The sequence below is a fragment of the Hungatella sp. genome, assembly GCF_046966825.1.
In genome coordinates, this window is sequence record NZ_JBKVCZ010000111.1 from 1 (window position 1) to 21,138 (window position 21,138).

Annotated in this window: 17 protein-coding genes and 1 pseudogene; 5 read left to right on the forward strand and 13 right to left on the reverse strand. The window is 49.1% G+C overall.

Features of this window, described 5'->3' with window-relative positions; all coding sequences use genetic code 11:
• Positions 1-903 (forward strand): SH3 domain-containing protein (locus ACLTD4_RS25265; RefSeq protein ID WP_412331655.1); only part of this gene is annotated, 903 nt, incomplete at its 5' end.
• A 150-nt stretch (positions 904-1,053) separates the two neighbouring features.
• Here ACLTD4_RS25265 and ACLTD4_RS25270 read toward each other — a convergent pair.
• The 10 genes from ACLTD4_RS25270 to ACLTD4_RS25315 form a co-directional block, all read right to left on the reverse strand.
• A complete protein-coding gene (locus tag ACLTD4_RS25270; RefSeq protein ID WP_002604356.1) occupies positions 1,054-1,380 on the reverse strand; it encodes a hypothetical protein in 327 nt (108 codons plus the stop codon).
• A gap of 145 nt (positions 1,381-1,525) precedes the next feature.
• On the reverse strand, positions 1,526-2,872 hold the full coding sequence (locus ACLTD4_RS25275; RefSeq protein ID WP_055652569.1) for an MATE family efflux transporter: 1,347 nt from the start codon (positions 2,870-2,872) through the stop codon (positions 1,526-1,528).
• 277 nt (positions 2,873-3,149) lie between these two features.
• Complete coding sequence (locus ACLTD4_RS25280) at positions 3,150-4,202, reverse strand: LacI family DNA-binding transcriptional regulator (RefSeq protein ID WP_333490846.1); 1,053 nt, start codon at positions 4,200-4,202, stop codon at positions 3,150-3,152.
• 48 nt (positions 4,203-4,250) lie between these two features.
• Positions 4,251-5,768 (reverse strand): sulfatase-like hydrolase/transferase, encoded by a 1,518-nt coding sequence (locus tag ACLTD4_RS25285; protein WP_242352540.1) that lies wholly within the window; start codon positions 5,766-5,768, stop codon positions 4,251-4,253.
• A gap of 11 nt (positions 5,769-5,779) precedes the next feature.
• The gene (locus tag ACLTD4_RS25290) at positions 5,780-7,273 is read right to left on the reverse strand and encodes a sulfatase-like hydrolase/transferase (protein ID WP_117634152.1); all 1,494 of its coding nucleotides are present in this window, start codon (positions 7,271-7,273) and stop codon (positions 5,780-5,782) included.
• Between the two features lie 26 nt (positions 7,274-7,299).
• Positions 7,300-8,142, reverse strand: coding sequence for a carbohydrate ABC transporter permease (locus tag ACLTD4_RS25295; RefSeq protein ID WP_055652565.1), 843 nt, complete (start codon positions 8,140-8,142; stop codon positions 7,300-7,302).
• A 27-nt stretch (positions 8,143-8,169) separates the two neighbouring features.
• Positions 8,170-9,027 carry a carbohydrate ABC transporter permease gene (locus ACLTD4_RS25300; RefSeq protein ID WP_055653118.1) on the reverse strand — a complete coding sequence of 286 codons (858 nt, stop codon included), beginning with the start codon at positions 9,025-9,027 and terminating at the stop codon, positions 8,170-8,172.
• Positions 9,028-9,107: 80 nt separating this feature from the next.
• A complete protein-coding gene (locus ACLTD4_RS25305; RefSeq protein ID WP_055652564.1) occupies positions 9,108-10,532 on the reverse strand; it encodes an ABC transporter substrate-binding protein in 1,425 nt (474 codons plus the stop codon).
• A 363-nt stretch (positions 10,533-10,895) separates the two neighbouring features.
• Positions 10,896-12,401 (reverse strand): sulfatase-like hydrolase/transferase, encoded by a 1,506-nt coding sequence (locus ACLTD4_RS25310; protein WP_117623474.1) that lies wholly within the window; start codon positions 12,399-12,401, stop codon positions 10,896-10,898.
• A gap of 55 nt (positions 12,402-12,456) precedes the next feature.
• Positions 12,457-13,902 carry an arylsulfatase gene (locus tag ACLTD4_RS25315; protein WP_029466227.1) on the reverse strand — a complete coding sequence of 482 codons (1,446 nt, stop codon included), beginning with the start codon at positions 13,900-13,902 and terminating at the stop codon, positions 12,457-12,459.
• 261 nt (positions 13,903-14,163) lie between these two features.
• On the opposite strand from ACLTD4_RS25315, the gene ACLTD4_RS25320 reads away from it, so the two are divergent.
• The 4 genes from ACLTD4_RS25320 to gnpA all read left to right on the forward strand — a co-directional run bounded on the left by ACLTD4_RS25320 (position 14,164) and on the right by gnpA (position 19,593).
• Positions 14,164-15,498 (forward strand): ABC transporter substrate-binding protein, encoded by a 1,335-nt coding sequence (locus ACLTD4_RS25320; RefSeq protein ID WP_117623473.1) that lies wholly within the window; start codon positions 14,164-14,166, stop codon positions 15,496-15,498.
• Positions 15,499-15,566: 68 nt separating this feature from the next.
• Positions 15,567-16,460: a carbohydrate ABC transporter permease gene (locus ACLTD4_RS25325; RefSeq protein WP_025531276.1), complete on the forward strand. Its 894-nt coding sequence runs from the start codon at positions 15,567-15,569 to the stop codon at positions 16,458-16,460.
• Positions 16,461-16,522: 62 nt separating this feature from the next.
• Positions 16,523-17,398 carry a carbohydrate ABC transporter permease gene (locus ACLTD4_RS25330; protein ID WP_054356312.1) on the forward strand — a complete coding sequence of 292 codons (876 nt, stop codon included), beginning with the start codon at positions 16,523-16,525 and terminating at the stop codon, positions 17,396-17,398.
• Between the two features lie 32 nt (positions 17,399-17,430).
• Positions 17,431-19,593, forward strand: coding sequence for a 1,3-beta-galactosyl-N-acetylhexosamine phosphorylase (gene gnpA / locus ACLTD4_RS25335; RefSeq protein WP_117623472.1), 2,163 nt, complete (start codon positions 17,431-17,433; stop codon positions 19,591-19,593).
• A 200-nt stretch (positions 19,594-19,793) separates the two neighbouring features.
• Here the strand turns inward: gnpA and ACLTD4_RS25340 are convergent, their stop codons facing one another.
• From ACLTD4_RS25340 to ACLTD4_RS25350, 3 genes and pseudogenes are all read right to left on the reverse strand, one after another.
• On the reverse strand, positions 19,794-20,228 hold the full coding sequence (locus tag ACLTD4_RS25340) for an RbsD/FucU family protein (RefSeq protein WP_055652558.1): 435 nt from the start codon (positions 20,226-20,228) through the stop codon (positions 19,794-19,796).
• Positions 20,229-20,241: 13 nt separating this feature from the next.
• The gene (locus ACLTD4_RS25345) at positions 20,242-20,928 is read right to left on the reverse strand and encodes a class II aldolase/adducin family protein (RefSeq protein ID WP_117623471.1); all 687 of its coding nucleotides are present in this window, start codon (positions 20,926-20,928) and stop codon (positions 20,242-20,244) included.
• Between the two features lie 17 nt (positions 20,929-20,945).
• Positions 20,946-21,138: pseudogene (locus ACLTD4_RS25350) on the reverse strand (rhamnulokinase); the annotation flags it as partial.

A 21,138-nucleotide genomic window follows, 5' to 3' on the forward strand; every position in this document is an offset into this window, starting at 1 on the left:
CCTGCTGCCTCCGAATATGATAACAAAGCTGTCGCCAATGTCACCGATGTCCTCAATCTGCGTGCCGAGCCTTCACTCGACAGCAGGGTTCTCGGCAAATGCTACCGGGGAGCCGGAGGCACCGTTTTGGAAAAGAAAGACGGCTGGACAAAGATCCGCTCCGGCGGCCTGGAAGGCTGGCTGAAAAACGATTATCTCGTATTCGGCCAGGATATCAAGCCGCTGGCCAAAGAGCTTGGATTGTTCACAGCAAAGGTAACGACACAGACGCTGCATGTGCGGGAGACTCCTTCCACCGATGCGGCGATCATCGGGCTTGCCGCGGCAGACGATTACTATCCGGTCCTTGAAGAGTCCGACGGCTGGATCAAGGTTCAGCTGTCCTCCGATACGTCCGGCTATATCTCCAGCCAGTACACGAAGGTGAGTCTCACTCCCGGCAAGGCAGTCAGCATAGAAGCAGAGCAGGCTGCGCTAAAGGCCACGGAGAATAAAGAGCAGAAAAAGAAAGAGGAAGAAAAGCCGAAGTATGTGATCAATGCTTCCTCCGATGAAATCTATCTGATGGCGGCCTGTGTGATGATGGAATCCGGCAGCTACTCCTATGACGGCCAGCTGGCCGTGGCCAGTGTCATCGTCAACCGGGTGAAATCCGGACGCTGGGGAAGTTCCATCACAGATGTCATCTACGCCGACGGCCAGTTTCCCGGCGCCACCTCGGGTCTTCTGGATAAATACCTGGCAAAGGGACCTTCCTCCGAAGCGTTAAAAGCGACGAAGGCAGCGCTCTCCGGCTCAAACAACATCGGCGATTACCTATTCTTTAATTCTGCAAAACGTGCCGATTATAGCAATTACTCCTCCTACACGGTTGTGGGTGGAAACTGTTTTTATAAAAAGTAAACATTTATAGACTGCAAAAGTGCCGGACTGCCGGGAAACATCGTGTTTCCCAGACAGTCCGGCACTTTTGCAGTGGTAATACCGTCATGAATCGGACCGCTTGCTTTCTATGCATGACGCCAGCGTTCCGCTTATTGCCTGTCCTCTGCTTCACTGCATGCCGCTCTCATCCTCACAGTAAATCTCTTCATCCAGAAGTTTCTGCAGACGGTGGTCGCGCAGCTCCTCATGCAGCTTACTCCCATACCGGAGCCACATGGCGTCTTCCTGAAATATGTATTCACAGCTCTGCAGCTGTTCCATGTCTTCGGACAGGACCGTATAGATCTTCTTTCCCGCGGCGCACAGCTCTTCCGCGGACATCTCCGCTTCTGTCTCAGGCTTAAGCGCCGTTAAGTCCACCGCTCTGATATGGCCATCCGACAGGGCTATCACCAAAGCATCCTTCCGTTCTATCACATCCAGTAATTTTTCCATCTCCAGAATCTCCTCCTTGAAATCTGCTCCCTGACAATCATAGTACTATTATACAGAACACACGTTCTTTTATCAACTACTATTTTTTGCCATATTCTCCCTGGACGGAAAAAGCCTGGATTTTCAGGTTATAACACAATGGATTCTAATCTCTTGTCAGTTTCCTCATCCAGTTTCCATACCTCACTTCCAGGAAGGCCGGAACCACCTTAAATATCTGGTCCGCGTTCAGGCAGCAGACTACCACGACCGGAGATGCTTTTACGACAAACGCCATAAAAAGGGAGACCGGTATGACGATCAGCCAGATACTGATCAAATCCATCTTTACCACAAACATGGGATTTCCCCCACCGCGGATGATTCCGTTGTTGGTGGGCATCTGGTAGGACATTCCCACGCATACGACGCTTAAGATAATCAGGAACGTATTAGCCATATCCCGGGTCTCCGCCGACAAATCGTAGAGGCCCAGCACCGGTATCCGAATAAAAAACAGAATCGCACCGGATACAATCCCGATCAGGACAAAGACTCGCTGAAGGCTCCGCGCATAGCTTCTGGCCAGTTCCCGGTTCCCGGTCCCCACCGCCTTGCCGATGATGACGGACGTGGCCGCGGCCGATCCCACCGCCATGGACTTTACCATCAGGAACAGGGTTGATGCCACGCTGTTAGCCGCGATGGCATTGGCCGTCATATGCCCCAGAATTACGGTCTGCAGCGCCGTATTGACGCCCCAGAGCCCCTGCACGGTGAGCATGGGAATCGTAATTTTTAAGTAATCGCCGGTCAGGACACGATCCCATGCGAGATAATCCCGCCATCTCAGGTTGAGCCTCGTCTCTTTTTTCGCTATGTAGAGAATTAAAACAACGCATTCCAGAATCCGCGCGGCCAGTGTGCCGATGGCGGCTCCCTCCACGCCCATCTCCGGTGCTCCAAAATGACCGTTTATAAGCACGTAATTAATTCCGCAGTTGACAAACAGGGTGAGCACCGACAGCTTAAATGCGATCTTCACCGTCTCCACACTGCGGAGCGTAGCCAGCAGAATCTGGGTCACTGCAAAAAACAGATAGGTAAATCGAATGATATTGAGATACCGGGCGCCCTCTTCGATGATTCCGCTGTCGCGCGTGAAGATTCCCATGACACGGTACGGAATCAGGCTCATGACTGCCAGCAGAACAGCCGAGAGAATCAGCGCGAAACGCATGGCCGACGACGCGAGCTTCTTCATGGGCTCTGTCTGATGCTTTCCCCAGTACTGGCTTCCCACAATCACCACACCGTCTCCCAGTGCGTGAAGGAGCTGCTGGTACACAAACTGAATCTGGTTGACAGCGGCCACCCCGGCCAGAGCCGTCTCGCTGTACGCTCCCAACATTAAATTGTCTGCCAGATTAACGCTCAGTGTCACTACATTCTGCAGCACCAGAACGACCGCCAGCGATAGAAAGCGGCGGTATAATTCCCAGTCTTTTTTCACAGTCTCTTCCCCCGAATATCAAAAAATGCCGTTTTTCGGCAATAAAGTCCTATCCATTATACATCATCGGGAAAATATTTCCAAGATTAAAGAATCATAATAAAATATCTCTGCCGGGATCTTCATCACAAAATCATCCAATATATGGCAAATCTGTCTCTGCACACTGCCGCGCTGCCGTGATATACTAGGTACAACTTCTCCTGAGTACCGCTTTTCCCCCAAACAGCGCGGTACTCTTTTTATTTGTCAGAGTGTCTCATTTTTATGCGGCGGCTCATGCCTTTTTCACCTGTATAGCCGTGCTGCTCTCCCTTTTGATCAGCTCTGTCGGAAACTCAATACTGATCTGCGACGTGTGCCCTTTATTGATCCGGTCCAAAAGTATCTTCACCGCCATACGGCCCATCTCCCGCATCGGCACATTGATCGTCGTCAGCATCGGCGAGACAATCTGCCCCATCTCAATATTATCAAATCCCACTACGGATACATCTTCCGGCACTCGGATCTTAAGCTCCCGGCATGCCCGGATAATTCCGATTGCTATCATATCGCAGCTGCAAAAGTATGCCGTCGGCAGCAGCTCCCTTTCCGCCTGGAGAAAAGCGCACGCCGCTTTGTAGTCGATCCCGAACGCCGACTTATAGATATGGATTATGGACTCATCAATCTTCATATTATGTTCGGTGAAAAAATCAAAGTACGCGTCATACGCGGAAATGTCCTTTAATCCTGCGTAACCGATCCTGCGGTGGCCTAAATCGTATAGATGGCGGATTGCCTTTCCTGCCGCCTCGTATCCATCGCAGCGAACCCGGTCAAAGGGAACCTCATTCACATCGATCCCAACAACCACCACATTCTTGAATTTTTCTCGCAGCAGCCGGTCTAATTCAGCTCCCGGTTTTTCCAGCACGACGACGCCATCCTTTTCCAGCTTGTTGATCCTTTCGCTCTGTATCTCCGAGATGTGCAGCATGGAAAAGGAGTAGCCGAGGGGACACCCCTGAACGAGAGCCTCCTGCTCCACAGCCTGGGCAATCGGTGAAAAGAACTGCTCCGCCACCGAGTTGTCGGTTCTGGCGAACAGGCAGGAGATATTTCTGCTCATAGGCCTTTTGGAGCCGCTCTTTTTCAGTTCCTTTGCCATCAGATTAGGAGTATAGCCCGAAGTCCGAACGATTTCCCAGACCTTCTCTTCCGCCTCCCGGGAGGTGCATTTGTAGTTTTCTTTATTGATGATTCTGGATACTGTCGAAACAGACAGTCCGGTTTCCCGTGCAATCTCTTTTAATGTCATGGCTTCTCCTCTCTGAGTAATCTGAATAACGGGAAAGTTCCCTCACCTGCGTCTGCAGAATCTGGCAAGTCCTGCTCACTTACATTCAGCAAGATCGCTTCCATCGAAAAATGTGATTTCGTCGCCGGTCGCTCTCTGCCATTCTCTTAATTTTTCTTCCATCTCCCTCTGAACTGCACCGTAAGCCGGATCATCATACCGGTTTTTCAGTTCATACGGGTCTGCCTTCAAATCATACAGCTCATAGGCCTGTCCCAGGGTGACGACCAGCTTGTAATTTCCATCCGTAACCGCTCTTGCCTTCACGTATTCCCCGTATCCCAGGCCATACGTCTCACTCACCGCATATTCCGGCATCTTCTTTCCCATGCATATCGGAATCAGACTTTCTCCGTGCACGCTGTTTTTATACTTTAATCCGGCTGCGTCCATGATCGTCACTGGCACATCCACCGTACAGACCGGAGCGTCGATCTTAAGCCCTGCGTCGATCATCCCTTTCCACTTAATTCCCAGAGGAACCCGTAATACCTCCTGGGATAAATAGGATCCTTTGTCAAAATGGCCTCCATGGCAGGCGAGACCATCGCCATGGTCAGCAGTCCAGATGATCACCGTGTTTTCTTCCAGTCCCAGCTCCTTCACCTTATTCAGGATCCTGCCAATGGCTTCGTCGATCATCGTGATTTGAGCCGCACAGCATTTGAGCATTTCTTCGTAATCCTCCCATGCCAGCGCGTTGGGAATGACAATACGGTTGTCTTTCCCGATCGGAACATTCTTCTCTGTAAAATAAACCTCCGGCTTGCCCTCAAGTACGCTGTTAAAGCTGGCATACGGTGGATAGGACACCTCCTTATACAGATCGTAATACTCCTGAGTCGGAAAATACGGCTGATGAGGTCCCCAGAAATCTACTCGCAGCGAAAATGGGGTATCGTTTCCATCCGTGCTCAATTCTTCCAGCTTCTCACACGCCAGTTCTGACAGGAAAAAGAATTCCAGCGTTTCCTTTGGAGTCACCGTAATTCCGTAAGCAGCTTCACAGCAGTGCCTGGGATCCTGAAGCTTAAAGATTTCTCCATCTCTGGGTATTTCATCGGGCGAACTTTTCTGATACGCCTGCTGGCTCTTGTCCGCCCAGAAAAAGACCCTTTCAATCCGGTGTGCGGCAGCCGGAAGGTTCCGCTTTTTCAAATAGTCTTTATACTCCTTTGTAACGTACGGGTTCCCGTATTCCTTCGGTGACAGCCCCTCACAGTGATGGTCCAGCGCAGTTCCCGGACCAGCATGCCATTTACCAAAGAAGTAGTTTCGATAGCCGGCTTCGGCCAGCGAATCCAGATAGACTTCATCGGCATACGGCGGATTTGTCTCATTGTGATACTGCTTATGCGCATGCGGATATAAACCGGTCAGCAGGCTCCTTCTCGACGGCCCGCACAAAGGCGCCGCACAGCAGGCATGTGTAAATTCCGCCCCTTCCCTTACAAACTGTTCATAATACGGCCGATGCGGCTTATTCTCATAAAAAGTCCACTGGTGCAGTGCCTGATGGTCGCTGTTAATCATAATAACATTTGGCTTCTTCATTAGTATCTCCTCTAATTTCTTCCCGAACATGATTCTATTCCTAGACGCTTCCACTGTTCCGGCGGTGCCTGGTATTCACGGAGTGCGGCGCACAGCTTCCCGATCATCTCTGCCTCCAGCGCCTCATCCTTTAAGGGCCTGTTCTGATGCGGGTCAGACCGGATATCAAACAAAAGATTTTCCCGCACGTAATCCAGTCCATCCGGGCATTCCGGATAATGGCCCTCCACCCGGAACCGGACCTTGAAGACGGGATAATCCGTGTACGGCAGAAACGCTCCAGCCTCATAATCTCCCGGCTTCACATCCCAATACTGTAAAAATGTGGTCGGCATGGCTCCATAGGTAAAGCACGGCTGATTATCTTCGGATACCGGCGCGCGGAAATAGGTATGGGTTCCATCCGTCACATTGACCGCCTTTCCAAACCATCCGTAGATCGCCTGATCACGGACCGGTGTGTCATGCGGGATTACTGGCAGCAGGCTCTTTCCCAGCACCGTCTTCGGATTCTCTATCTTAAAATACTCCAGGAACGTCGGCATCAGATCGATATTCTGTGTCAGGCTGCTGATCCGTTTGCCTCCATACGCAGAGCCGGGCAGGTGAACGAGCAGGGGAATATGAACCAGCTCCTGGTAGGCCGGCATGAAATTCTTCGCTGCAAACCCGTGTTCTCCCAGCATATGGCCGTGATCCGAGGTCACGACAATGAGGGATTCCTCATAGATCCCCGTATCCTTAAGCTTCTGAATAAACCTTCCGAACCAGTGGTCCATCATGGTCAGCGTTGCCGAATACTCATTTCGCAAATGTTCCATTGCCTCCGGAGTCTCCTCATCCAGCGCCCGGTATGACGGCCAGTCGAAATACGGTCCGTCATACGTATCTGGATACAGTTCTTTATATTTTTCCGTACAGTCGAAAGGCTCATGAGGATCGAAGGCTTCGACCATCATAAAATAGTCATCCGCGCCGCGGTTGCTGTCGATCCAGTCACACGCGGACCTAAATGTTCTCGGCGTCGGGTACTCCTCCTCTTTCGTATAGGCCAGGCGGTTTAACTGGTTCTGGTTATTGACCTTTCCATAATGCGGCTCGGGAATATCGCTTCCTTTTACTCTCGAGACCCAGACATCCCCCTCCTGTCCCCGTTCAAAGTTCCACGTATGGAACATCTGGCAGTAGTTTTCCCCGCCGATCTCAAAATAGTGGGGATGGTCGGTTGTAATGTGTGTGAAAATCCCATGCTCCCGGAGTGTACCGATGAGCGTAATATCGAATGGTTCCATGCCGCCCCAGTTTCTCTCCAGAAAATTGATTCTTCCTGTAAAGATATCCCGTCTCGCCGGCATACAGGGAGCGGAAGCCACGTAGTGAGAATCAAAGGTGATGTTTTCCTCTGAAAACCTGGTTAAGTGTTCTGCCGCCACCCTGGAAGCCGGATTATAGCACGGAAGAAAATGGCGGTTTAAACTGTCAATCAGAATTAAAAATGCTTTCATATCAAGTATTCCTTTCTATCCTGTCCCTATCCCTTGACAGAACCGGAGACCAGCCCATCGATGAAATAACGCTGTGTAATCATAAAGAAGATAAGAACCGGGGCGATTAAGATCATGGCTCCGGCCATCATAATTCCGATATCCGACCCGAACTGTCCAGACATGCTGCGAAGCATCAGCGTCGCGGTGAAGTTTTTCTCACCCTGCAGAAAGGTCGATGTAATCAGGAACTCATTCCATGCGTTCAGTCCCACGATTACACTGACGGTCAGAAGGCCCGGAGACACAACGGGGGCCATAACATACCACAAGACGTGCCCCGTATTGGCTCCGTCGATTCTGGCGGCCTCCTCCAGCTCCTTGGGAACGTTTAAGAAGAACGTCCGCATCAGGAACAGCGCCAGCGGTATATTTCTGGCTGCGAGAATAAAGCTGATCGGTACAACCGTGCCCACAAGCTTTAAATAGGACATCACATAATAAAGAGGAAATAAAAACAGCTGAATCGGGATCGTCATAACAATCATGAAATACACAAGTGCCAGATTCACCACTTTTCCTCTTCTGGTGGCAAGCACATAGCCGCCCAGAGTCGAGGCAAACAGCACGATTACAATCGTACAGGCTGCCAGAATAATACTGTTTTTAAACCCTATTCCAAACTTGGCATAGCTCCACGCGCTGCTATAGTTGACCGGTATAAAGCTCTCCGGCCAGGACAGCGGATTGGCGACAATCGCCACATGGGGCTTGAAGCTGTTAAGCACGACGAGCGCAATCGGAAACAGCGCCGTGAACACCAGCAGAATCAGGATCGCATGAACCGTAACCAGCGTAACGATCCGCTTTTTCTTACCCATTACTGCCATATAAACTCCTTTCCGGCACTGCGGCCTCTATGACATGATCTCATTTTGTGACAGGTGGATGTAGACAAAGGATGCGATCAGCCCGAAAAAACTCATGAAGAGAGCGATAGCCGCTGCCTTTCCAACCTGGAGAGACGCAAATGCGAACGTATACGCGTAGGTACTCAGCATCTCTGTCGAGTGCGCCGGACCTCCCGATGTCATTAAGTAGACGTAGTCATACGTCAGGAAGGAATTGATGACAGACATGATCATCATCAGTTTAAAGGTTGGAAGCATATTGGGAAAATAGACGTACCGAAACAGCTGCCATCCGTTACATCCTTCCACCTTGGCCGCCTCCACCTGATCCTCCGGCGTCTGTCTTAAGGAAGCTAAGTATACCACCATCAAAAATCCCCAATAGTGCCAGATATCTGTGGCTGCTACCGCATATAAAGCGGTCTTCATATCACTGAGCAGCGATGGGATATGAAAGCCCTGGCGGTTTAGATAGCCCACCAGTCCGAAAATCGGGTTATAAATAATATTCTGCCATACGGCCACGTTTGTCACAGGTGCAAGCACATAAGGGAATAAAAACAGCATCTGGTACAATCCCTTGTGTCTCCGGTTCAGCAAAAGCACGGATGTCACAAGTCCGATCACCACAGGAATCGTCAGAAACAGCGCAACCCATCTCACATTGTCATAGATTGCCCTCCAGAATATCTTATCGCCAAAAAGCTCGGAGAAATTCCGCAGTCCTATGAAATGAAAATTCATGGATACGCCGTTCCAGTCCGTGAAGGACGCAAATATCGTCATCACACCTGGAATAAACACAACGGCCATGCTCAGCACAAAAGCCGGGAGAAGCAATAGATAATCTCGTCTGCGTTTCATTTTACCCTCCTTTGCAGCAGAGGCGGACATATAATACCCGTCCGGCTCTGTCTCCTCCTAAACTGATTTGCCTGCCCGCTCTACCGTTCCGGCAGCGGGACTACCATGCCATTTGCAAGTTCCTTCTCAAATTCCGCATCCGTCCTGTCTAAAACCTCTTCCGCACTCATGGTCCCAAGCCACACACCATCAATATCCTGCAGCGCAACATCCGTGGCCGGCGGACAGAAGCTGGTCGTATAATATCCGTAATTGCCTTCCTCGATCGCCTTTAAGGTATCGATCATAACGTCGCAGAATACGGCGGAGATTCCCGTCATGGTATCTGCCGGTATGTCATACTGTTTCAGCGGAATTGCCCAGTATCCTGGCCACTCCTTCGTCAGCTTGACCATAAAATCGTTGGTCATGATCTTATCCAGGATCTCCGCGCACTCATCCTTGTAAGGAGAAAAGGCGTTGATAGACAGGCAGGAGGTAACCCCCAGCGTATAGGTTGGATAGTTTACCTTATCATTGGTGGCCGGGAATGGGAAAAATCCAAAATCGTCTTCCGTTAGTCCACGGAAATACTTTGGCGCCCACTGAAATACATTGGAAGGTCCGACAAAGAAAGGAGCCATGCCCATGGACAAAAGCTGGACGCTCTCATCGAAGTTCAGATCCGTATAGTTGTCTCCGCCGAGCCAGCCGTTCTGATACCATTCAGCCGATTTGTTCAGAGCCTCCACCATATCAGGGTTGTTCCATTTGGCCTCGCCCTTCAGACATTCATACACCTTTTCCGGTCCCGCGATATGATTTAAAAACAGGCTGGAATAATTGGCATTGACAGGCTTCCACCCTTTATTGCCCGTTACGCTTCCGTAAAGGCCTTTCTCCTGGGCCGCCTTCATGATTGTCTCCATCTCCTCGATGGTCTTTGGAACCTCCCAGCCATTGTCGGCGAGCACCTTCTTGTTATAGAAGACACCCATGACCATCAGGGAGTTTGACAGGCCATAGAGCGATCCTTCATAAGTGCCCAGATTGTAGATTGGCTCCAGCAGCCGGTCGTTCCAGCCATACTTCTGCGCGTACCGGTCCATATTCTCCAGCTTACCGGCCGATGCGTAATTGGTCACATAGGAAGGACCTGAAGTAAAGACGATATCCGGCCCGCCGTTAGCCGCCAGCGCTGTGGCGATGTTCTGATCATTTCCCGCGTGGAATTCAATATTTAAAACGTAGTCATCCTGAACCGCATTGATATCATCCTCAATAATCTGTTTTAAGAGAACCTGCTGATCCGCCGGAGCACTCCAGAACCACAGAGAAATCTGCTTTTTCTCCCCCGGTGCTGTCGCCGCCTTCTCAGGAGCTGGTGCTGCTTCCGCCGTTGTGCTGCCTTCCGCAGAGGATTCTGCGGCAGCCGGTAATGTCTGTTTCTGATCCGCAGATCCGCATCCACCCAGCAGAGAGGCGGCCATTACCGCCGACAGTAAAACTGATAAACACTTTTTCATCTTTTTTCCTCCTTCTCTTGCAAACCCCGCAGCTGCCTTTTGTGCTGCTTACATACCTTGTCTTGTCTTTTTTTACATAATTTTTACTTATCATGATAAATAATTGGTAATTATTAACGCAAATATATTTTATCATGATTTTATCATTTGTTAAAGGATTATATGTGAGAACGATTGCACCTTATTGAATCTGTATAAATCTTATATTTATCAAATGTTTATCTTTTCTGTATCCCTGCATGATCAATGCGTTTATAACTTTCTGTAATGAAGCAAATACATTTCATCAAAAAATAAAGAAGGCAGCAAATACTGATTTTATCAGTGTTCACTGCCTTCCGGCAATTTTAACTATCTTTACACTTATCTCTTTAAATTCCTGGATATCTTCGTCCTCACCGCTTCCGTCATGGGCAGTCCGGTATCGTAGTCCAGCTGTCTTGGCTCATACTCTTCATTTTCCCGCTGTCTGGTATAGCCATCGTTGCTCCACGTCGGATCCTTGTCCGTGCGCCAGCTTCTGCAGGCCCACTGATATCCACGATAAAGGTCGCGGGTCCGGTTCATCTGCTCCAGGATTTTGTCATGCAGGGAATTACGGATTTCGGAATAATCATCATCCTGGATCCGGTTGCAGATCTCTGCCGGATCCTTTTCCATATCGTACAGCTCATCACTGTCCAGAAGATGGATCACCAGCTTATACCGGTCTGAAATGACAGCACGCATCATCTGCAGGCCGCCGAATCCGTCGTGGTCCGCTTCATACCGGGTAAATTCTGTATAGACCTCATCATTGATCCGGATATCCGTGCAGTTGATCTGAGGCAGCATACTTTTCCCCTCCAGCATCTTTGGGATGGGAAGGCCCATGTAATCCAGAATCGTGGGAGTCAGATCAATGTGGGAAGCCGGGTAATCCACCACCTTGCCGGCCTCGCCGCCCTTGATGATCAGCGGAATGTTGGCAACCTCCTTGTAGCAGGCAGCATTTTTAGAAGTAAGCCGGTGATTTCCCAGCATGTCTCCATGATCAGAGGTGTAGATGACCATAGCGTCCGGAGCCGTCTCCCGGATTTTGTCCAGGACTTTTCCGATTTCATAATCTACAAACGAGTTGCATCCTAAAAACAGGGACAATTTTCCGGAAGAACAGTTGATTTCCTCCCTGGTTTTGTGTAAGTTCTCCCCTGCCCATAATCGCTGCATCAGTGGTTTTTGACTTAAATCGTCCTCATAGTTGGGACTGTCCTCAAAACAGAATCCGTCATACATGGTATTGTACGGCGCAGGACAGAGCGAAGGACCGTGAGGCTCATCGTAAGAAACGGCCAGGAAAAAATCCTCATCTTTATACTCTTCCAGAAAGTCTACCGCCCTTTTGGAACAGCGGTGAGCGTATGTAAACTCCTCTGTCATATCTTCATCAAAGGAGGTGGAGGATTTTCTGGATTTCAGCCGTTCCTCCTCCGTCAGTTCTTCCAGATACCGGCGCATATCATACCAATATGCCTCATCCCAGCCCTCCGGGCAGATGCCATTGCCAAAATAGTCACCGCCGTCTAAATGCCATTTGCCGATATAACCGCAGTGAATTCCGTTGTCCGTCAGACGCTGGCCTACGGTTTTTATATTATCTCCCATGGCTACACAGTTCGTCACCTCCCCATTGGTATGCGGAAAGGTTCCGGTAAATATGGCGGACCGGGCCGGGCCGCAGACCGGCTGGCACGTATAGGCATTCTCGTACCGGATGCCTTCGGCGGACAGCCGGTCCAGATTTGGTGTGATCATTTTAGGATTTCCATAGCAGCCCAGCATGTCTTTGCGCGTGGTGTCTGTCATTATAAGGATGATTTGTTTTTTCATATGCTATTCTCCGGTTTCTATTATCTGCAATTGATCTTTTAACGCCTTTTCTGTTTTATGAAAGGACGGGCGGATAGGGGCGTCCAGGCACCAGTCTCCCATTTTCCACAAAACCTTCCCTGCGGTTTTCCAGGGATTCTATAAGATGTCCGCGAAGCTCCTGAATCCGCATCTTACAGGAATCTTCCTCAATCAGATCCGTAAGTTCATGGGGATCTTTTTCCAGATGGAAGTACTGCTCCTGACCGGTCTGTGAATGCCAGATGTATTTGTCTGTTTCGGTGACGATCCAGTGGTTGGAATACTCATCAAAGGAATGCTCTCCGTGAAGCCAGGGACGCACAGCCCGCGCCGGATCTTCAAGCAAAGGAAGGAGCGATTTGCCGTCCACCGTATCCGGAACAGGGGCGTCTGCCAAATCGAGCAGCGTGGGCATAATATCCCGAAGCTCCACTACGCTGCTGCACCTGGAGGAACCGGCCCCTTTCGGCAGAAACTTCTTTCCTCCCGAGATGATGAGCGGGATGTGGCAGCTTCCCTCGTAAGGTCTGGCTTTGCGGAACATGTGGTGGTCACAGAGTTCCTCCCCGTGGTCTGAGGTAAAGATAATAATGGAATTATCGTAAAGCTCCTGCTCCTTCAGAGCCAGAATCAGCCGCCCTATCTGATGGTCTAAATGGGTGATGCAGGCGTAATATCCCACCTGGGCCTGACGTATCAGCTCTGCATCAATGGGACCCGTCTTCGAATCATAGATCCGCCCGTCCCTTTTTAACAATTCGTCCGTCTCCCAGGTGCCTACATACGGTGGGCGCAGCTCCTGATCCCGGTATAAATCAAAGTAATGCCGGGGCGCATCGAAGGGAGGATGCGGCCTGAGATAAGAGGCCATAAGGAAAAAAGGCTTCCCCGGATCACGCCGTCTCAAAAAGTCTATGCTTCTCTCGGTAACCCAGTTGGTGGGATGGTATTTTTCCTCATGCATCCAGGGCCTCGCCACATAACTGTTGCATTCAATCCCCGTATCTGTCACATCGGCGGAAATTCCCAGCTCATTTTTCAGCCAGTAGAAATAATCGTCGGCTACCAGCTGGGACTCGCGGTAGGGAATCGTTGCCCGCCTGGAATATCCCAGATATCCGTCATGAAGCTCCACATGATGAAAGCCCAGATAATTTCTTAAAGGATGGACATGCATCTTGCCGACGCATTGAGTGTAATAGCCGGCCTGGCCTAATTCTCCAGCCAGCGTATGCTCATATTCCCAGGGGACGCCATCCAGATAGCCTACACGGCCGTGATGATTCTGCCCCATCCCTGTATGGATGGCGGCTCTGGAAGCGATGCAGCTCGGGCAGGCGCTGTAGGCGCGGTCAAAGGCTGTACCGGTGGAGGCCAGTGTATCAAGATATGGCGTTTTTACATCAGGATGACCTGCATATCCCAGACAGTCCCCGCGAAGCTGGTCGGTCATAAGAAATATAATATTGGGACGGCTCATAAGAAAACTCCTTTGTTTTTTTATCATCATAATATAATAAAAATTAAAAAGCAAGAGTCCGCGCGAAAAATTGTAGTGCAAACTGTTGATAAAAGGCGGCAAATGAAGTTTTTTATTATAAATATGCTACAAAAAATAGCAAAAAACATAAAAAACAAAACAATATACTGATAGCTAAAGAATGCCAGATCAGTATATAATTTACTTATGAATTTAAGATATTTCAAATGGGCAGTGCCCAACAAAAAGGAGGATTTATCTATGAAGAAAAAACCGATTAGCGTTCTGCTGGCTGCTGCCATGACGGCAGGTCTTTTAGCAGGCTGTGGAAGCAACAATGCAAAACCAGCAGAGACACCAGCAGAAACTCCGGCAGCAACAACTGCCAAAGCCGAGACCGGCGAAACAACTGCAGCACCAGCCGCGGCTGAGGGAGACAAGAAGTACGAAGGTGTTGAACTTACATACTGGTCCATGTGGACAAACAATGAGCCGCAGGGACAGGCACTTCAGCAGGCTGCAGAGGCTTTCGAGGCTGAAACCGGAGCCAAGATTAAGTTCGAGTGGAAAGGCCGTGAAACCAAGAACATCCTCTCTTCCGCACTGGAAGCTCAGGAAAAGTTCGATATGTTTGAAGACGACTACACCAGAATCTCCAAGAACTATGTCAATTATGTTGCTGATTTGACAGATATGGCAAAGGCAGCCGGATACGCTGACAAGAGCTACGCTGTATTCAACAATCAGGCGACTGAATGGGCCGGATTCCTTCCATGTATTACCGAGCAGCCATCTGTAGGCGGCGTGTTCTATAATAAAGATATCTTTGATGACTGCGGCATCACTGCTCCGACAACATGGGACGAGTTCATGACTGCCTGCCAGACCATGAAGGACAAAGGCTATCAGCCTCTGGCTCTCGATAGTACTTATGCCCCATTCCTGTTTGGCTACCATCTGTCAAGACATATTGGACAGGCGGCTGTTGAAGATCTGGCAACTAACGGCGGCTGGAGCAGCAATCCTGGCGTAGTAAAAGCAGGTCAGGAAATGATTGATTTTGTAAAAGCCGGTTATCTGGCAGACGGCGCACCTGATGAGTATCCGGCAAGCCAGAACAAGATCGGTCTTACACAGAAAATTGCCATGGTAGTATGTGCAAACTACATCACTGCAGAAGTTAATGCCAATACAGGCACAGAACTCAATTGGGGGCTGTTCGCTTATCCGGCCGTAGAAGGCGGCGTGGACAATACCAGTACATTTGCAGGAGCAAACTCCATTGGTATTACCAAATACAGTGAGAATCCTCAGGCAGCGTTTGATTTTGCTGTATACTTAACCAGCGGCAAGCAGAGCCAGAACATGGCTGATTTGTCCAATAACATCCCAGCGGATCCGAGCAATACTCCACCGGCTGTTCAGAGCGGAACTAACGAAGTATTGATGAATACTACAGCTCCTCTTTCCTGGAATATGGGTCTGAACGCTAACGCAGATAAGATTTCCGTTATTCAGGAAGTAATTGTAAAACTGTATGAAGGAAGCTATGCAACAGGCGAAGATTTTGCAAAGGCTCTGGACGCTTTATATTAAAGAATGCTGGAAAACCGGAGGTGGCGCTTATAGCGTCACCTCATTTGGTCAGAAAGGTGAAATAAGAAATGAAAAAAAACAAATTGTTTATCGTTGGTTTTATAACACCTTGTATACTTGCTTTAGTTGTCATGTATTTATACCCGGTTGTCAGAACCGTAATCATGAGTTTTTTTAAGATTGAAAGCGTGACCTCCAGTGCATCTGAATGGAGCTTTAACGGTCTGGCTAATTATGCAAAGGTATTTTCCAGTCCCACCTTTCAGAGAGCGGCGACAAACATTCTGATTATCTGGTTACTGGGAGGCATTATTATCCTCAGTTTTTCACTGCTGTTTTCTGTTATCATCACCAGTGGAATCCGGTTTAAAAAATTTTTCCGTGCAGCGATTTATCTTCCCAATATTATCAGCGCCGTGGCTCTGGCTACCATGTGGATTCAGTATATCTACAATCAGGATTACGGTCTCATTAACCAGATTTTAAGGACGATGGGGCTGGAGGGGAAGAACTGGCTGGGAACCGACATGAAATTCTGGGCCATGCTGGCTGCCTTCACATTTGGCGCGGTAGGCTACTATATGCTGATTTTCATCAACGGCATCGAACAGATTCCCTCAGATATCTATGAAGCTGCCACGATTGACGGGGCTAACAAAGTTCAGCAGTTTGGCCGGATTACCATGCCTTTGCTCCGCGGCATTTTTAAAACTAACATCACATTCTGGAGTGTAAACTGTGTTACCTTTTACTTATGGTCCAAGATGTTCTCACCGGTCAGCACGGAAGCTTCCACAATTACACCGGTGGTATACTTATATGATACGGTATTTGGTACAGTCGGCAATGTTCAGCGAGATGCAGGCGCCGGTGCTACCATCGGCGTTGTCATGGCAATCTTTATTGGAATTGTTTATTTCATTATGAACAGGCTGCTTAAAGATGATGATCTTGAATATTAATGTGTGAGAAACGTGGCGCAAGAAAGATACTTATCTGACATGTCCACAGAATGGAGTGAAAAATGAGAAAAAGGAACAAAGAAAACGTGTTTAGGAGCAAGGTGAACTGGAGAAAAGAGCTGACCCTTCTTCCGGGATATCTCATTCTGACCATTTGGGTTGCCTTTACAGCGGCCTTCCTGATCTGGATTCTGGGTGCCAGCCTTTCCACCTCCAGAGAAATCTTCACCGGCACGGTATTTAAGTTTGAATCAGGAGTTCACTTTGAAAACTATGCCAGCGCGTGGAAGGGCAACAATGTTTCTGTTTATTTTGCAAACTCTCTGCTTTATGCGGTATCTTCCTGTATCGTGGTTATATTGATCTCAGCTCCGGCCGCGTATGTGCTTTCGCGCTTTACATTCCTTGGAAATAAAGGAGTCAAGACAGGTTTAATCCTGGCCATGAGTATCCCGGAGGTTATGATTATCATGCCGATCTATTCACTGACGGCCCAGTATCACATCCGGGGAAGAATTTTACTGATTATTCTTTATATCCTTTTACGTGTACCCTTTACCACTACTTACCTGCTGAACTTCTTTGCCAGTTTGTCAAGAAGTTATGAAGAAGCAGCAGCGATTGACGGCTGTACACCCGCCAAGACCTTTTGGAAGATCATGTTCCCACTGATCCAGCCGGCTATCGTTACGGTTACCATCTTTAACTTTATGAGTGTTTGGAACGAGTTCTTCATGGCTCTTATCTTTGCAACGTCTACGGAGACCACTCCTGTCGGCGTAGGACTGCTCCAAATTGTAAATGCAATGAAGTACACCGGAGATTACGGCGGATTGTTTGCGGCAGTAATTATCGTCTTCCTGCCCACTTTCCTGTTGTATGTCATCCTCTCTGAAAAGATTATTGCCGGTGTTACAGGCGGCGGTGTGAAAGGCTAAAAATATTAACTTGACAGCAAAGGAGAACAATAATGAAAAAGGATTTTATTGGAAGAGTTACAATACCCACAGACGTGGACGTAGTTCCGGAGACGCTGGAACTGCTGAAACGCTGGGGCGCCGACGCCATTCGGGACTGTGATGGTACCGATTATCCGGAGGAATTAAAGAATGTGGATGCCAAAGTCTATTCCACCTACTACACCACCAGGAAGGACAATGCCTGGGCTAAGGCCAATCCCGACGAGATTCAGCAGATGTATATTATGACACCGTTCTATACGGCAGTAAAGGATGAGCTGTCTATTCATCTTATGAACCATTTACATACAGATTTATTGAAAGTGAACGACAGGGACGATATCAGGCGTTGGTGGGAAGTCATAGACAGAACCACCGGTCAGCCTGTTCCGGTATCTTCCTGGGAGTACAGCAGCCAGACCGGGGATGTGATCATCCACGGAGCAAAAGAATTCCATGACTATACGGTAAGCTTCCTGGCTTACATCATGTGGGATCCGGTGCACATGTACAATGCAGTCACCAACGGCTGGACTGATTTTGAAAAGCAGATCACCTTTGATGTACGTCAGCCTAAGACACACAAGTTTTCCATGGACAGGCTCAGGAAGTATCTGGAGGCCAATCCTCATGTGGATGTAATCCGCTATACCACATTCTTCCACCAGTTCACTCTGATCTTCGATGAACTGGCAAGAGAAAAATACGTGGACTGGTACGGCTATTCGGCATCGGTAAGTCCCTATATCTTAGAACAGTTCGAGAAGGAGGTCGGCTATCCGTTCCGCCCTGAGTTCATCATCGACCAGGGCTATATGAACAACAACTACCGGATTCCTTCCAAAGAGTTCCTGGATTTCCAGGCTTTCCAGAGACGTGAGGTAGCCAAGCTGGCTAAGGAAATGGTTGATATCACTCACGAATACGGCAAAGAGGCCATGATGTTCTTAGGAGACCACTGGATTGGAACAGAACCTTTCATGGATGAGTTTAAGACCATTGGCCTCGATGCCGTGGTGGGAAGCGTAGGAAACGGCTGCACGCTCCGTCTCATCAGCGATATCGAAGGAGTCGCCTACACAGAAGGACGCCTCCTCCCCTACTTCTTCCCAGACACCTTCCATGAGGGCGGAGACCCTGTGAAGGAAGCAAAGATTAACTGGGTAACTGCCAGAAGGGCCATCCTGAGAAAGCCCATTGACCGGATCGGATATGGCGGCTATTTAAAGCTGGCCTTACAGTTCCCGGAATTTATCAGCTATGTGGAGGACGTATGCAGCGAATTCCGCACCCTGTATGACAATATTAAAGGCACGACCCCTTACTGCATAAAGACAGTAGCCGTGCTGAACTGCTGGGGCAAGGCCCGTGCATGGGGCAATCACATGGTTCACCATGCCATCTATCATAAGCAGAACTATTCCTATGCAGGGATTATCGAGGCTCTGAGCGGAGCGCCATTTGATGTGAAATTCATCAGCTTTGACGATATCAGGGAGAACCCTGAGATTTTAAATGACATCGACGTGATACTCAATGTGGGCGATGGCGACACCGCTTACACTGGCGGAGACAATTGGACGGATGAGACCATTATAACCGCGGTAAAAAGATTCATCTACAACGGCGGCGGATTTATCGGAGTCGGTGAACCGGCTGCTCATCAGCATGAGGGCCATTTCTTCCAGCTGGCTACGGTTATGGGAGTGGAAAAGGAAACCGGCTTCACGCTCAACGTAGACAAATACAACTGGGATCAGCATGACCACTTTATCAAAGAGGACTGTACCAGAGACATCGATTTTGGGGAGGGCAAGAAAAACATCTATGCTCTTGACGGAACCCAGATTCTGGTTCAGAGAGATAAGGAAGTACAGATGGCAGTGAATGAGTTCGGACAGGGACGATGCGTCTACATCAGCGGACTTCCCTACAGCTTTGAAAACAGCCGCATTCTGTACCGCTCCATCATCTGGTCCTCCCACGATGAAGACAACCTTTACCGCTGGTTCAGTTCCAACTTTAACGCAGAGGTACACGCCTACGTTAAAAATGGAAAATACTGTGTTGTCAACAACACCTATGAACCGCAGCATACCACGATTTATAAAGGTGACGGTTCCAGCTTCAAACTGGACCTGGAGGCCAATGAAATTATCTGGTATGAGATCTAATCGTCTGGATCAGACGAAATACGCAGCTTATTGAAACAAAGTAAAAATAACAAATTCCCAGGCAGACTGCTCTGGGGATTTGTTATTTTGCGTTGTTATTTATATCTCGTCAGACTCTCCATTCACTGACACCTGTTCCGTTTTGAAGGAATTGAGATAGACAGTAATTTTTTCTATATGTGTCAATACCATGATATTCTCTAAACCACGCCCTTTTGCAGCAGAATATTCGCATATAACGCCTTCTCTCCCGTAGCGATAACGGCATAGGCCTTCTTCGCTTCCTCATAAAATGCAAACCGCTCGATATGGCCTATTGCACTGCCCTCCAGTCCGCTGCACCGCTTCACGATTTCCTCATACGTATCCCATATGGGAGTTTCAACCGTATCTCCGCTCATAACTTCCATCAGACTGACCGGCTGGCTGATATAGGAGTCCAATGGGAATAGCTCCAATACAGCCTCCAGCACTTCCGGGGCGGAGTGTCCATCCATGCGGATCACGATCCCGCCCCTTCCTATGGATTCCGACGGGAAATTACCGTCAGCGATTACGAGGGTGTCACTGTGTCCCATCTCGCATAATACTTTGAGAAGCTGCGGGGACAGGATTGCCGGTATTCCTTTCAGCATAGTTCTACTCTCCTCACTTTCCGTATTTCCTGTAGCCGGGATGTCTTCCAGTCACCTGATAGCCTTCCCGCATGGAAATCAGGCGGTCAATATTCTCTCTTGATATCTCTTTTGCCCCTCCCAGCAGATGAGCGTTGAGACTGATTTTTGCAAACAGCTCCAGCGTCTCCATCCGGTAATACGCAGTGATTAAGTCGGCCCCAACGGTCAAAGCTCCGTGGTTCTGCAGAAGGAGGGCGTCATGTTCCCCCAGATACGGCGCAATCCGGTCGGGTACTTCGTAGGTAGAAGGCGTTCCGTAAGGCGTCACGGGTATGGAGCCAAGCGCAATTACTGTCTCAATCATGGAATATTCGTCCAGAGGCTTATTGGCTACGGCATACCCGGTTGCAACAGGCGGGTGAGCGTGAAGAACGGCTCCCACATCCTCCCGCTCTTTATAACAGCGAAGATGCATCTTGATCTCCGAGGACGGTTTCAGTCCGGCGGACGCATCCAGGATCTGACCGTCCTGATCGATGTGTACCAGTTTTTGCGGCGTGATAAAGCTCTTGCTCATCCCGGTCGGTGTTGCCAGAAACGTTCCATCCGGCAGTTTTACCGACACATTGCCGTCATTGGCCGCTACCCAGCCCAGCTGCCACATTTTATGGCAGATATCGCAGATCTGTTCTCTCAATTCCATATACGTTAATTCCATGTTCTTACCTCCGGATTTTAAAGTATTTCCCTGTATCTTTCATAGGCCTCTTCCCAGATTTCCCGGTCGCGCGGCTCGTAGACAACGGTATGCAAAGTATCCGCCAGCGCGCGTCTCGCCTGAGCGAGGCCGTTTAACTCTCCCAGTGCCATGAACTGAGCCATGGTATTTCCATAGACGGTCGCCTCCACCGGTCCTGCCACTACAGGC